The following is a 13,889-nucleotide window of genomic DNA, read 5'->3' as shown; positions in this document are numbered from 1 at the left end:
TCGCTATAATCAAAAGGTGGCGAGCTTCGCGATCCTGGGCGACGACCGGCCGGCGTGGCGGCCCGACCGGTTCGGCTATGAGTTGTGGGGCACGGAGGTCGGCATCCGGTTTCCGACGGCGAAGCTGCTCGATTATGGGCGTGACGAGGCGGCGCTGGAGTCGAACCTGAACCCGATCGCCGTGGTGGTATCGGCGCATTTGAAAACGCTGCAAAATGCGCACGACGACGAGGGGCGTCGCGTGGCGCAGGTGCGGCTGATCAAGGGGCTTTACGAGCGCGGGTATAGCGCGGAGCAGATCCGTCAGTTGTACGGGCTGATGGAGAAAATGATGACCTTGCCCAAGCCGCTGGCCGAGCTGGCCTGGAATGAAATTCACGAGTTTGAAAAGGAGAAAGGCATGCCTTTTATCACGACGGCTGAGCGCGTCGGCATGGAGAGGGGCCTCGCCGAGGGTCTGGCCAGGGGCCTCGAAAAGGGCCTCGAAAAGGGCCGTGAAGAGGGCCGTGAAGAGGGCCGTGAAGACCTGCTGGCGGGCATTGAGGTGGCGTTGGAGCTTCGATTCGCCGCCGGGGGGCTGGCGCTCATGCCCGAAGTCCGACAGATCCAAGATGCGGGCGTGCTGCGGCAGATTCTGGCCAACATCAAACATGCCGACACTCCGGAAGCCGTGCGGCAAGTATGGGCGAAGCGTTAATGCCATGCTCCACGGTTCCACCGCGCGGTGGAAGCGAGCGACCAAAGCAAGCCGGCGTGTCGAGCCAGGTCTCGGCGTCGATCTCAGCCGCTCCAGAACCGGTCGCAACTCCGCGGGAACCGCTCCGCGCGGGTCGCGCGGCCACCGGGCGGCTCAGCCTTGGTCAGACCCTCGGGAAAAAAGGGGTCAGAACGATTAATCGCGACTCGGCTTGCGAGGTCGGCCACGGGGGCGGACGGCCTGTCGAGGCTCAACTTCTTGGCCAGCAATGGCACGCAACGGCGACCGCCGTCATTGAATGCGGCCCTGTCAATCCCATCCTAGCGTCCGCCTTACGCGCGTTTCGCGAAACCGAAGCGCGTCAGGTCGTCCTGCATGGCGGCCGCGACGACGCCTGCAACGGCGCACTGCCCCGCAATCGGCGAGCGGGTGGCCGTCACATCGTCTCATAGGGCCGCGGCAAACCGATGCGGCTGAAGCCATCGGCGAAGTGTTTGGCGAGGTGCTCGCGGTAGAGCGGCTGTAGGCGGGCGCGGCGTTGCCCGGCCTGGATAAGCGAGCGCAGCAAATCGATCTGGATCGTGTGCAGGCGGCGCAGGTCGACGATCATTTCCGGTAAGCCGAGTCGAGTATCGGCGGGCAGAAAGTACCAACCCCAGACGCGCCCGCCTCGAATTGGGCCTTTGATGTCGGACGACTTTAGAATTCCCTGGTCCACCAGGAGTTGCGCGTCGAAGACCTCGGCAACGTTGGCATCCACCGTCTTGGCGTTTGCCAAGTCGCACGTTTGCGTGAGGACGACGGTCCGGCGCCAATGCAACGCCACCGGCTCTAGCGCGTTGCTTCCGGTGGGGACAGCCTTCAGGCGAATGACAGGACATCCTTCGATCAGGTCGCCCTGATCAAGGGCAACGTCCAGGGCGGGCTGGTCGCAGATCACGGCACGACATTCTTATCCGAGGGAATGTCGGGAGGAACCGGCAGTGGATGGGGCTCGACGCGAACCGCAAGGTGCAGGGCCGGTTCACCCTGTGGAAACGCCACCCACGGTTCGAGCATGGCCATGCCCAAAAAATCCGACTCCTCCTCGGTGGGCCGACGAATTTCGACGCGATATCCATTGACCTGAAACACCTGGCATTGGCCCGGCTGAAGATCAAGCTTGGCCAAGGTTTGGGATAGAGCGTCGTTCATGGTAATGGGTCCTCTGCTCTTTTCCAGTATACCGGTCATGACTGTTTTTCCAATTCCTTCGCAGGCCTGGTTTGGGCGGTCAGAAAACCTGCCATCGTTCGTGGCCGGGCATCGGCGGACCGGAAAAGGTGGGACCGAAAAAGGCGGCAGGAACCGTTTTCATGGCCCGCAACTGTCGCGGCTGACCGCGCAGCACCCCGAGGGCTTCTCGTCGCAACGCCAGGCCCTGAAAGCACTTGCGGCGATCGTCCAGACGGACGAGCGGGACCCGGGCGCAGCCAGTTCGGCTGCGCGCAGCCAAAGTGCCGTCGCCGGTTCGGGTTAGTGGTTAGTGGTTAGTGGTTAGTGGTCCCTTCGCGCGGCGCTTGCGCGCCAGCGGCATCGATGCGACGCGCGTGTCGCATCGGTCGCAAACGGCGCTCTTGCGCGGCGTGGTGTTTACGGAGCCGTCCGCCGCGGCGTGGTGTTTGCCATCGGAACAAAAACTGAATGCGGTCTTACGGGCAAGTTCGTCGATTCTTGACGATGTTGCACATGCCAGGAATGCGCGCCTCGCCTCACACCGTATAATCCGTGCTCTCCGCCGCCCCATGCACGTACCGCAAATACAAGGTGGCAATGTCCGACCGCCGCACGATGCCGATCACCCGCGGCAACGTGCCTCCGTCGACCAGCGGTAGATCGGTCTGGTCGTTTTCGACGAACAACTCCAGGGCACGGTCGAGCCGGTCGTCGCCGCGCAAGGGGGTGATGTCGTCGCGCATCAGGTCGGCGGCCAACACCAGCGGCCCGATGTTCGGCGAGCGTGAAGCGAGGTGAATGTCTTCCAACGCCACAATGCCCAGCAGATGAGCGTCGGAGTCGGTGACCGGCAACGCATGATAAGGAGAGCGGCTGAAGCGGTCGAGGATGACGCTCAACGGATCGGCGGCGCTCAGCACGGGGACGTTCTGTGGCAGGGTGACGAACTGGCCGACCGTGAAATCGGCCAGCACGTCGCGCACGTAGTCGCCTTGATGGGCCGGCGACCGCGAGCGGCTGGCCACCTGCGAGCTGTAGATCGAGCGGTCGTCACTGAGCAGGAAGGCGAGGGCGCACACCCAGAGCGTCGGCAAGAGGAGGTTATAGTTGCCGGTCAGTTCGCTGACCATCACCAACGTCGAAAAGGGCGTCTTGGCGGCGGCGGCGAAAAAGCCCGCCATGCCCACGATCACGAAGCTGGCCGGGTGCGGCACCAGTTCGGGCCACAGCCAGTGCAAGGCGATTCCCAACGCGCCGCCTCCGCATCCTCCGATGACCATCGACGGCCCGAACACGCCGCCCGATCCGCCGCTGCCGATGGTCAGCCCGGTGGTGAGGATTTTGCCCAGGGCCACGACCAGCAGCAGCAAGCCGTAGACGACGCTCGACTGGCCGGAGGGCGGCATGGCCAGGGAGTCTTGCAGGGCGCCGTAGCCGAACGAGAGCACCGCCAGCACGCGCTGGTCGCGTGCGAGCGCGTAATAAAGCGCCAGCGCCAGCGCGCCGCTGGCCAGCGCGCCCAGGGCCGGCTTGATGTGCGGCCGGATCTTCAATTGCTTGAAGAATCTCGTCAGGGCGTAAAACGACCGCACATAAAAGGCGGCCAGCGCGATCATGAACAGCGCCAAGAGCGAGTAAGGCACCAGCGAGAGCGGATTGTCGAAGGTGAGCTGGGCCAGCACCTCGGGCGCCAGCGAGAAGAGCGGTTTCCAGCCGAACACCATGCCGAACGTCGAATAGGCGGCGACGCTGGCCAGCCCGGCCGGGATGATCACCTCCGATTCGAAATCGGGCGAGCGATACAACACCTCGGCGGCGAACAGCGCGCCGGCCAGCGGGGCGCGAAAGATGGCGGCCACGCCCGCTCCCATGCCGGCGGCCATCAAGATGCGGCGCTCCGCCGGCCGCAGACGCAGCACGCTGCCCAGGAAGGAACCAAAACCGGCGCCGATCTGGGCGATCGGCCCCTCTCGCCCGCCCGATCCGCCGGTGCCCAACGTCAGGGCACTGGCCACGATTTTCACCAGCGGCACGCGCGGCCGAATCTGACCCTGGCGGTTGTGATAGGCTTCGATGGCGGCGTCGGTGCCGTGCCCTTCGGCCTCGGGCGCCAGGCTGTAGACCAGCAAGCCGCTGAGCACGCCTCCCAGGGTGGGCACCATCAGCAACAGCCAGGGCCGAAAAACTTGCTCGGTTTCCTTGAGCAGGGGCGGTTCGCCCAGCGGCACATGCGGCCGATAGCCGGCCACGCGGTCGAGCGCGGAGTGCGACACCATCTGGCAGGCGACGAAAAACACGATCGCCCCTCCGCCGGCGATCATGCCCACCAACAGCGACAGCAGCATCAGCCGCCCTTGCGAGCGGACCCGGCGGCGGCCGAATTCCCAAAGTTCGGGCATCCACCGCAGCGCCGACGGGGGCCGCTGGTTTGTGTCGTCGTGGTCCATAGAGACTAACGTTGTCAATGTGTCGGCGCCGCAATTTTGGATTTTGGATTTTGGATTTTGGATTTTGGATTGTCGGAATCCAAAATCGAAAATCCAAAATCCAAAATTGCAGCGGGCCGGCGCTCGCAAGCTCGCTGGTCCCACCCTACGCCTGTAGCCGCGCTGCCCGCGGCCGGTTCTTGTCGATGATGGCCGCCAGGATCAACAGGTATGCCAGAAAGCGGACCGTGTAGACGTAGCCGCTGTGGGTATGCTGCGCGCCCAGCACGGCCGAAAGCAACCGCGTGGCACACATCAGACCAAAGGCCACGGCAAAGATCAAGAATAGCCGGTCACCGGTGCCCCGCCAAAACCGCAGGAAGAACAGCGCGATCACCAGGCAGGCCATCGCCGACATTCCTTGCATGAATACGCCCATGGATCCCTCTCCCGCGGCTGTTATTTCGATTCCCAGATCATGGAGTAAATCAGCAACGTCAGCGCGGCCAGGCCCACTAGCTGCCGGTACATCGAGAGGTCGACGTTCGGATAGGTGACCCGGTCGAGATACAGCAACACGTTCTCGACGGCCAGCCCCAGAAAGCAGAGGCTGCTCCAGAACAAGAGCCGAATTCGGTTCTCGCGGTAGCCGCGCCACAGCAGGACGGAACACGTCAAGGCCGTCGCCGCGCACAGCAAATAGATGAAGTCGACCATCAGCTCTCCTTCTCCTTGCGAAGGCGGAAAGCGTCGGCAAAGCTGCGGGCCTTGTCGGTCGGCTCGGCATAAATCAGCGAGATCACCGCCACGCGCCGCTCTTGATAGAGCGTGGCCATGCGGCCGATGAGCGCGTCGAGCTCATCATCGCGCGGGCGATAGCGAAAGCGTTCATCGGGTGCGTGCGTGATGTAGAGCAAGCCCTTGGTTTCCAGGTCGTTCAATTGTTCGGCCATGCCGCTGGCCGCCGCATACAGTGCGCGGCTCACTTCGTCGGCGGTCCATTCCCGGTCGCGCTCGCCGCGCAGCAGCAACAGCAGCTCGAGCTGCGCGACCGACGTGATGTTGGCGGCGATGAATCGTCGGATGTCTTCAGGTAACTCAGTCAAAAACGGCTTCTCGATTTGGCGAAGGGCCCTTGCGGAACGGGAAGCTCGCAGCGATCGCGGCCGCGGACGAAAGAGGCAACCGGCCTTCGGCTGCCGTGGGCGCCGGCCGCCGGGTCGAGAGAAGAACCGACCTGCCGGGACCGGGCAAAAAGCGACCGACTTCGCGCGGCCGCCGTGTGCATGCGCAATCATACCCCGCCGCTGTTGCTCACAAAGAGTCGCAAATAGAGGCCATGTTCGCCGACCGGATTGACGTCGGGCCTTTGAGCCATGGTGATCAATCGTAAAGACGCAGTGACTTCGACGGTGCCCGGCAAGGCAGGCACCGGTGCGAGCATAGCATCAACGGTGCGGTCCTGCAACCGATCGAAAAGGCGTGGTCCAAAGATAAATCACGTGCTGGCGCTCGCCTTCGGGCGTCATCAGCGGCAGCACCTTGTCGGGCCCGATGCCGGGCAGGTCGAAATCGTGCGATACGATGCGTGCCCCCGGCTTGAGGCGTTTCAACTGCGGGATCAGCTTTTCGTTCAGCCGGGGCAGCAGGTAGAGCGTCACCACGTCGGCTTCGCTCAAGTCGACCTGGAAGATGTCTTTCTCGACGATCTTCACGCGATCGTCGACCCCGCGCCGCCGGGCGTTCTGACGCGCCTCTTCCACGCGCCGCGGGTCGATATCGAAACCGACCGCGCGGCAGCGGTATTTCTCGGCCGCCCGCACGACGATCCGGCCGTCGCCACAACCCAGGTCGAAGAGCAGCTCATTCTCTCGCGGGGCGGCCAGTTTGAGCATCTTGTCAACCGTATCTTCGGGCGTGCGCACGAACGGCGCATTGACCAGGGGCCGCGGCAAGGGGGCCGTGTCGATACGCGCAAACCGGGCGGCGTAGTAAACGGCTCCCCCGATCGCGGCGATGCCGACGGCAGCCGCCGCCAGCACTCGTCGTCGGGCTTGAAATCCAGAATCCAAGATCGAAAATCGAAAATCGAGGGAGGTCCACTTGGCTCCCGGTATTATACTGCACGCGGCTGATAATGAGACATTGGCGCTGGCTGGGGCAGAGCCTGGCCAGGTCCACCGCTTTTCCTCGCGGCAAAAGCTCTCAGCCGGTTCAAGTCCCCGCTGGCTGGTCGGCCGGTCTGCCGCGGGCCTGTTTCCTGTTCGGCCCCATGCCGGTTACTATAAAGGCATGGACGATCAGCCCGATCAACTCGATGCGGAGCAAGGCACGGCGGAGCAGACCGGCTCCAAGCTTGCGGACCGCGCCGCGGCCGCACGCCCCTGGCTCGACCGTGCGCTTCTGAACCTGCGGGTGTGGGTGCCCGCGCTGCGCACGCCCGACATGAAACTGCGGCAGGTGAAGTACCGCTCCAGCGACGCGCGCACCGGTATGTCGTGGAACGTCGGCCTGCCGCGGCAGTGCTATGCCTGCGGCAAGACCGACGGCCTGACCATGCGAAAATTCTCGCAAGAGATTCGCGTGTTCGAGTCGCCCACCACCATCTTGGGAGGCTCGCTGGGGGCGAGCGCGTTGTTTCTGTTGTTCGGCATCCTGTTCGGTTGGACGGCGTTTCTCGTGCTCGGCCTCTCGGTGCTGGTGTTGGGCTCGGCTTATCAGTTGCTCAAAAGCTGGAAAGAACGCGTGAAGGTGACCATCTGGAGCTGTGCCGAGCATCTGGAAGACCTGGCGCCGCCGGAGGTGGTGAGCCACGACGAGGATCTGTATGTGTACTTGCCGCACGAATCGCTGGCCGGGCCGGCCCGTGAGGAGCTGATCGCCTCACGCAAGAAGGTGCAAAAGACCAGGCCACCGCCCGTCGCCGCACACGCCGACCGAGCAGAACCGGAGCCTGCGCCGGCCGACGCCAGCGAGTTGCCGCCCGCCGGCCCCATCGCCCGCCGCACGGAGCTGCCGCCGCTGAAGTTGGCCGGCGAAGAAGACGAATAAGCGAGGCGGGTCCGCTATTCCTCGCTTACGCTTCGCCTTTGTGCGGGCCGCTGAATGATCCGGGCCAGGTGTTGTCTCCTGCCGCCTTCGTCGAGACGCAACGAGGGACCCACGATCTCACGCGCGAACCGCTGGGAAAACTCGTCGGCCGCTTCGGGCAGCAAATGATGACTGTCGGCGAAGGCGTCGTCGTTCATCCAGCCGGTGGCGTCAACAAGATCGAAGTCGTATTCGCGCCGCAACTTCGCCAGATAGGCGTCGACGCGCTCCCGTGCGTGCGGCGGATAGACCTCCTGGAACTGTGAACCCTCAGGCATCAGGTACATCGTCACGCCGATGCCGTGCTCGCGGCACAACGACAGCAAGCTGCGCAGAGCGCGGTCGGGCTCTTCCGTCACGTCGAAATCGAAGTTCTTGAAGTTCTTGTATTCCCAGCGGGCGTGTTCCAGCATCCGCTGGTGTTCCTGCTCATTCGCCGCACGCAGCGGAAACGGCAGCCAGCCCAACGGACCGACGTGGCTGAATCCGTCATATTGCCCGGCGTCCGAGCACCAGTCAGACCGCCAGCAGTCCAATAGTTGGTGGCGGAAAGCGTGCGAGGGCACAAGACGCCACTTCCACCATGTCCGCCGCAGCACGTCCGGATGCTCGGAGTACCGGGCCAGCACCGCCAGGTCGGCCGGCCCCAAGTGGTGTACGTCGATGCGGGCCTCTTCGCGCAGATTTCCCCAAACCTGGTTGAGAAACAGGGGATGCACCTCCAGCAGCAGCCGATCGAAACGAAGGCCCTCGGCCAACAGAGCTTCGAGCAGCATCAGATGCTGGACCGGTCCTGCGCTGGACAAGGCAAAGTTGAAGACCAGCGGCGATTGGGCGGTCGGGGGCAGATCGAATTGTTCCGCCCGAACACCGACTTCCGTGCGCGAGCTGCCCATGAGCAGCACCCGCGGTTGGTCGGGCAATTCGCGGATTCGCTGGCGGAGCCGCGCCAGCTTGAAGCCATATTCGGGGTAGCGTATCTGCGGCCAGTGTTCCAGCGCCAGCGAGAGGCCAAGCTGCAACACGGCCATCGTCACTCCTCCCCAGACGAGCGCCGCGCGAGCGCGAAGCCGCATTCGGCAGAGGACCGTTGTGGCTTCCTTGATGCCGGGAAAGTTCATCGGCTGGTTAAACGCCGCGGGGAACTGGCCTGCGCGAGATTTCGCAGGGCGAAGTATAGCGAAAGCCGGTGAGCCTGCAATCGCAGTCAACTGGTGAAGTAGTCGTTGCTCGACAGGATCATCAACTGCACCGCGGTGCGCGAGAAACCGGCGCCGAGGCCGGCCACATATTGGGCGATATAGTTCGGGTCGGGCGCATTGCCCAGGTAGGTGGCGTAGTAGCCGCTGACCAGGTCGTCGCGATACTCGGGGCTGGTGTCGAAGCCGAGCACGATGGCCGCCGGCGGAATGCCGCTGTTGGTGAGTCCGACCCAGTAGTTGATTTCGGCCGCCGAAGCGCCGCGGTTCAAAAAGTCCTGGTAAAAGCCGGCGATCTGTCCGGCCGTCGTGCCGCCGTGCAAGCCGATGTATTCCGGCGAGGCCGCGACCGCCGCCAAGAACACCTCCGGCGGCAGGCCAAACTGCATCTCCGAAATCCAATAGGAAAGACCGTCCGGATCGACCGTGCGATGGAGCAGATGTTCGTACGAGCTGTTGACGAAGTTCGCCAGATACTCGTTCGAGTTCAAGAACAATGAGGCCACCTGGCCGCGACTGACCCCCGCGTTGAGCAGATTCACGAACCCCATGATGTCCGAGTCGCTGGCGCCGCGGTTCAGAAGCTGCTGGTAAAGCTTCTCGACAAAATGGAAGTTCTGGCTCACCAAACGGATGGTCGCCACGTTGCTGTCGGCAAAGCCGTTGTTCACCTGGTAAGTGAAGGTGTCGAGGCCGGTGAAATTCGGGCCTTGAATATAGGTGAAGGTGCCGTCGGCGTTGAGGCTGACGGTGCCGTGGGTGGGCGGCGTGACGAGCTTGGCCGTCAGCGTGCCGCTGTTGGTCGGGTTGTCCAACACCCGGTAGCCACTGATCACCGGCTGGCCCGGAACCAGCACAAACTCATGGTTGAGCGCCACCGGCGCTCCCTGGCCGAGCACCGTCAGGCTGACGGACGCGGGGTTGGAGCTGAGGCCCTGGAAGTTCTTGACCGAGAAGGTGAGACTGTCGTTGCCGAAGAAGTTGGCGGCCGGCGTGTAAGCGATGATGCCCGTCACGGGATCGACCACGGCGATTCCGTGCTGCGGTGGCGTCAGGATGGTGACGGTGGTCGGGTTGGCGCTGCCGGTGACGCTGGCCAGCACGTCCACTTCCTGGGTCACGTTCAGGTCGGCGGCGGGGGCGACGACGTTATTCGCCACGGGGGCCGACTGCGCAAGGCTGATCGTGACGGTGGCCACGTTCGAGATTTTTCCATTGCTGTCGGTCACCTCATAGCTGAAGCTGTCGCCGATCGAGAAGTTCGGGCCCGGCGTATAGAGCACTTCCCCCGTGGTTTGGTTCACCGACACCGTGCCGAGATTCGGCTGCGTCACGATGGTGACGCTCGACGGGACGACGGTGCCGCTGGGGTCGCTCACGTGGTTCAAGACCGGAATGTCGACGGGCGTGCCATAACTGGTGGTGGTCGAAACGTTGCCGGCCACGGGCCCCTGCAGGACCACGCCCACCGTGACGGAAACGGTGGCCGCGCGCGAGAGCACGCCGTTGGTGTCTTTGACGGTGTAGGTGAAGCTGTCGGTGCCGTGGAATCCGGGATTGGGTGTGTAGGTCACCTGGCCGGTCTGCGGGTTGACCGTGACCGTGCCGTCGGCGGGTTGCGTGACGGCCAGCGAACCCGGCGCGATTTGATACGTGCCGTCGGTATCGTAGGTGCCGGCCATCAGGTTGAGGGAAGTGGCGGTGTTTTCTTGCGTGCTCAGGCTCGCGTCCTGGGCAATGGGCGCGTAGTCGGAGGTGCCGTAAAGAGTTAGTTTGAACGAGTCGAACGTGCCGACGTCCTTGATGGGGTCGTCGTCGTAGTTCACGTCGGACACGGTCACGGTCCAGGTGCCGGCCGACGACTGGCCCCAATCTTGCACAGTTGAGGTCGACCAGTTGGTGTAGTTCGCGTTGGGCACCACTACGCCGGATGAATTGAGGTAGCCGTCGGCAGTGACATCGGTGCCGTTGACCTCGTTGGTGCGTTCCTCCTGGAGATAGGATCGGGTACCGTTCGGCGAAGTGAGAACGACCTGAATGTCACCGCGGACTGGATGGGTGATGTTCAATACGACTTCGGCGTGTTCGACGTGCAGCCCCCCGGTGAACGTGACGGACTGGCTGACCCCCGCGGCCACCCCTTTGGGTATGGGCGTGTTGACATTCACCAGGTTGGAAGTGAATGACGTTTCGGGCTGCAGCGGCGTCCAGTTTTTCGCCAGGGTCACGGCGGCCCCGGCGTTCACTTCCCCGAAGCCATATTTATCGTTGATGTGAAAGGGCGTCACCGTAACATTGGCCGGCAGCGGAGCGGTGCCGGCGTAGTTGCCCTGGCTATTCACGGGCACAATGGCGCCGTCGGAAGTGTAGCCGAAGCCGTTATTAAACCAGCCGATATCCGTCGTGCCGTTGCCCGGATCCGTCGGGTCGTTCTTCGTGGCCGATTCGGCAAGGATCTGCTGCACGTCGCGCCAGGAGAGTTTCGGGTTGGCCTGCAACATGAGCGCGACGACTCCGGACACGCCGGGCGTGGCGGCCGAAGTGCCGTTCATGCCGTAGGTGCCGTTGTCGGTATAGGTGGCCTCGTAGTTGTACCCGCTCGGCTGCGTGGGGTCGGCGACCCTGATCACGCTGCTGGAAGGAATGCCGTTTTCATCGGCAGCGCCAAAGCCGTCGTGCCCACCCGGCGCACTGACCAGCACCGAGGCGCCTTTCGCCGAGTAGAGGCTCGCTTTCCCGTCGTCGCCAAGGGCCGCCACGGTGATGGCAAACCGCGAGGCCGTTTCCGCTTCGTCGTTGGTGTTCTGAACGCCGTACTGATTGCCGCCGTTGCCTGCCGCAAAGACGAAGATATTGCCAAGTCCGCCGCGACCAGCGGGCAATGGAGGACTGGACAGAGGCTGCCCCATATCGTCTTTTTGCATCGCGGCAATGGTCAACGGATCGGGCGGACCCTGGATGCCGGAGAAGAAGCCCGACGGAGGATAACCCCAGCTATTGCTAAAAACGTCGATCTGCTGGTTATGGTTGGTAAATGCGGAGGCGACTACGGGGTCGCCGCCTTGGACCAGGTCTCCGTTAGGATCGATGAAGCCGATCCGTTCGGATGCAATCGTGGCGTTGGGCGCCTCGCCCAAAGTGCCGGTGCCATTTGCGCCGTTGCCGGCGATAATGCCCGCCACCATTGTACCATGACTGTCTTCACCAAATTGCGCGCCGGTGGCGACTGGATCCAACAATGGCCCCAGCGGCGGCTCGGCATTGGGAACGTTCTCGAAATAGTCGTAGCTCAGGCTGGGATTGTAATTGGCCGTCAGGTCGGGATGCTGATAGTACACCCCGGAATCGACCACCCCCACCGTGACGCCCTGACCGGTATAGCCCTGCTGCCAGGCGGGCAAGACGTTGACATCAGCCCCTGGCGTGCCCCCGGTTTGCCCCGTGTTGTTCAAGTTCCACTGTTCGTTGTACAAGGGGTCGTTCGTCGGCGGCGTGTAGGGGGCCCCCGCCGCCAGCAGCCAGCGATCTTCCAACGACTCGAGCGCAACGTGGCGCTGGGAAAGCGAACGGCCGAGCCCCCGCTGTTTCACCGGACGACGCTTCTTGGAACGCCGCACGATCCTGCTCATTTCGACGCCGATGAATGTTCGACCCAATGCCATGTGCGCTTTTTCCCGATGAGATGCCCGAAAGAACTCGTATCTTCGAGAATAACTACCAGTTACAACGGCCGCAACGATTTTTACGGCGTCCGCCGTGTTTTTTTGGTCTTGATATTTGGCGACGGCCATCGGTCGCCGCTTTTCAAGGGATGGTCTGCTGCCTGCGGAGCAGGGCCCGTTGAGCGTTTAGCAGCTCGTCGGTCTCGATCGCGCCGTCAATGGCCTTGTCCAGCGTCTCGACCTGTCCGCCCTAGGTCGGCAGGTGGTTGCCGAAGAATTTGTCGAATGCGGCGCTCTCGTTGATCGCCGAGATGATCGCGGCCTGCTCTTGTCGGCGCCCAACCGCGTCGAGGACGTCTTCCAGGGGGATTCGTCGGCGCCCCTTCTCGCCCCTTGCGCACCAGTTTTTGTCGTACTCAGGCAAGTTCCTGTGGCACCAGCGAACCAAGGCCCATTCATCATGCCGGCGAAACTCGTCGGCGACTTGTTCGAGGATTCTCAGGTCGGCGCGCGACAAATTGAGATTGCCGGGATCGGCCCGCAAATGAACGTCGAATTCCCGCTTTTCGATGAACTCGTCCCACTGCGCAGACCGGGGATCTCGCCCTTTGATCAGATCGAGCGCGGGGCTGATGACCGGCCCGCGACGCAGGGCGTAGACCGTTCCGCCACAGATGGGCACGCCCCGATCTTTCAGGCTCAGGCGATCGGCAAGATAAAGAAGCTTGAGGAGCCTCATGTAATTCTCTGATCGGCACGGTTGCCTCTTGATGAGGTAGGCGGCAGCCTCGATCGTTTTGCGGATGTTGAATGCGATCATCTGAAGACCTCCTCCCGCGAAACGTAGGACGCGTCCTCTGCCCCGATGGTTCGCGAGTTGCTTTGGCAGCCTCCCTTTAGGCTAAGGCCGCGGCATCAAGGATATTCTACCGGCACACCCTCGCCGACCCAAGTCCCAAAACCGAAGAGCAAAGGCCGCAACGCCAGTTACCGGGTCTTGGTGACAATGATCTCTTTGGTAAACAGGTTGGCGTTGGGCACGAGCACGATTTTGCCGTCTTTCTCCAGGCTGGTATAGCGAAAGTCGATGGCCACCACCGTTCCTTCCAGGCCGGGCGTGTTGGCGATGCTCACATAGTCGCCCCGGCGAAACGGCTCGTAGACCAAAATCAAGACGCCGGACAGCCAATTCGAGATCACGTCTTTCAAGGCGAATCCGAGGGCGAACCCGGTCAGCCCCACGCCCGCCACGAGGGCCCCGACGTCGATGCCCATCGTGCCGCAGGCCGTCACCACCCCGAACGACAACACCGTCGCCTTGCCGCTCCAGGCCAGCAGCCCCAGAATGTCGGGGTGTACTTTGGCCCGCGTGCCGAGGCGGCGGATAAACCGCTCGAAAAAAACGCCGGCCAGCCAGAACACCGCAAGAATCACGATGCTTACGCCGATGTCGGGCAGCTTTTCGCTCACCTTGTGGATGACACCGCGCCACATCTGCTCGGCGGTGCTCAGTTGTAGCTCGGCGTTGTGCAAACCGTCCACGGTGGTCCTCCGGCTTCAATTGCATGCGACGTGGGGCGGCCTTCCTAGGCCGGCGAAA

At 63.1% G+C, this 13,889-nt stretch carries 14 protein-coding genes; 3 read left to right on the top strand and 11 right to left on the bottom strand.

Features of this window, described 5'->3' with window-relative positions; translation table 11 throughout:
• Positions 1–697 (top strand): hypothetical protein (locus VNH11_29195; GenBank protein ID HVA50460.1); only part of this gene is annotated, 697 nt, incomplete at its 5' end.
• 436 nt (positions 698–1,133) lie between these two features.
• On the opposite strand, the gene VNH11_29190 is transcribed toward VNH11_29195, so the two are convergent.
• Both VNH11_29190 and VNH11_29185 read right to left on the bottom strand, forming a co-directional pair.
• Positions 1,134–1,637 carry a hypothetical protein gene (locus VNH11_29190; protein ID HVA50459.1) on the bottom strand — a complete coding sequence of 168 codons (504 nt, stop codon included), beginning with the start codon at positions 1,635–1,637 and terminating at the stop codon, positions 1,134–1,136.
• Positions 1,634–1,891, bottom strand: a complete 258-nt coding sequence (locus tag VNH11_29185; GenBank protein HVA50458.1) for a hypothetical protein — start codon at positions 1,889–1,891, stop codon at positions 1,634–1,636. The genes VNH11_29190 and VNH11_29185 overlap by 4 nt, the downstream gene beginning before the upstream one ends.
• A 4-nt stretch (positions 1,892–1,895) precedes the next feature.
• Here VNH11_29185 and VNH11_29180 point away from each other — a divergent pair, with 4 nt between their 5' ends.
• Complete coding sequence (locus VNH11_29180) at positions 1,896–2,216, top strand: hypothetical protein (GenBank protein ID HVA50457.1); 321 nt, start codon at positions 1,896–1,898, stop codon at positions 2,214–2,216.
• Positions 2,217–2,448: 232 nt separating this feature from the next.
• Here the strand turns inward: VNH11_29180 and VNH11_29175 are convergent, their stop codons facing one another.
• The 5 genes from VNH11_29175 to VNH11_29155 all read right to left on the bottom strand — a co-directional run bounded on the left by VNH11_29175 (position 2,449) and on the right by VNH11_29155 (position 6,410).
• Entirely contained in the window at positions 2,449–4,359 is a 1,911-nt protein-coding gene (locus tag VNH11_29175) for a chloride channel protein (GenBank protein ID HVA50456.1), read from the bottom strand.
• Between the two features lie 145 nt (positions 4,360–4,504).
• Positions 4,505–4,777: a DUF5985 family protein gene (locus tag VNH11_29170; GenBank protein HVA50455.1), complete on the bottom strand. Its 273-nt coding sequence runs from the start codon at positions 4,775–4,777 to the stop codon at positions 4,505–4,507.
• Positions 4,778–4,797: 20 nt separating this feature from the next.
• Positions 4,798–5,055, bottom strand: coding sequence for a DUF5985 family protein (locus VNH11_29165; GenBank protein ID HVA50454.1), 258 nt, complete (start codon positions 5,053–5,055; stop codon positions 4,798–4,800).
• Positions 5,055–5,444 carry a hypothetical protein gene (locus VNH11_29160; protein ID HVA50453.1) on the bottom strand — a complete coding sequence of 130 codons (390 nt, stop codon included), beginning with the start codon at positions 5,442–5,444 and terminating at the stop codon, positions 5,055–5,057. Before VNH11_29160 ends, VNH11_29165 begins: the two co-directional genes overlap by 1 nt.
• A 342-nt stretch (positions 5,445–5,786) precedes the next feature.
• Positions 5,787–6,410, bottom strand: coding sequence for a class I SAM-dependent methyltransferase (locus tag VNH11_29155; GenBank protein HVA50452.1), 624 nt, complete (start codon positions 6,408–6,410; stop codon positions 5,787–5,789).
• 31 nt (positions 6,411–6,441) lie between these two features.
• Between VNH11_29155 and VNH11_29150 the strand changes: the two genes are divergently transcribed.
• Positions 6,442–7,389, top strand: a complete 948-nt coding sequence (locus tag VNH11_29150) for a hypothetical protein (protein ID HVA50451.1) — start codon at positions 6,442–6,444, stop codon at positions 7,387–7,389.
• Between the two features lie 14 nt (positions 7,390–7,403).
• Here VNH11_29150 and VNH11_29145 read toward each other — a convergent pair whose 3' ends face one another.
• The 4 genes from VNH11_29145 to VNH11_29130 all read right to left on the bottom strand — a co-directional run bounded on the left by VNH11_29145 (position 7,404) and on the right by VNH11_29130 (position 13,831).
• On the bottom strand, positions 7,404–8,504 hold the full coding sequence (locus VNH11_29145; GenBank protein ID HVA50450.1) for a hypothetical protein: 1,101 nt from the start codon (positions 8,502–8,504) through the stop codon (positions 7,404–7,406).
• 131 nt (positions 8,505–8,635) lie between these two features.
• Positions 8,636–12,289 (bottom strand): Ig-like domain-containing protein, encoded by a 3,654-nt coding sequence (locus VNH11_29140; protein HVA50449.1) that lies wholly within the window; start codon positions 12,287–12,289, stop codon positions 8,636–8,638.
• 250 nt (positions 12,290–12,539) lie between these two features.
• A complete protein-coding gene (locus VNH11_29135; GenBank protein ID HVA50448.1) occupies positions 12,540–13,109 on the bottom strand; it encodes a Panacea domain-containing protein in 570 nt (189 codons plus the stop codon).
• A 167-nt stretch (positions 13,110–13,276) separates the two neighbouring features.
• On the bottom strand, positions 13,277–13,831 hold the full coding sequence (locus VNH11_29130; protein HVA50447.1) for a mechanosensitive ion channel domain-containing protein: 555 nt from the start codon (positions 13,829–13,831) through the stop codon (positions 13,277–13,279).
• Positions 13,832–13,889 lie beyond the last annotated feature (58 nt).

The organism is Pirellulales bacterium (genome assembly GCA_035533075.1).
Taxonomy (GTDB): Bacteria; Planctomycetota; Planctomycetia; order Pirellulales; family JAICIG01; genus DASSFG01.
This window is presented reverse-complemented; position numbering and strand designations above follow the sequence as displayed.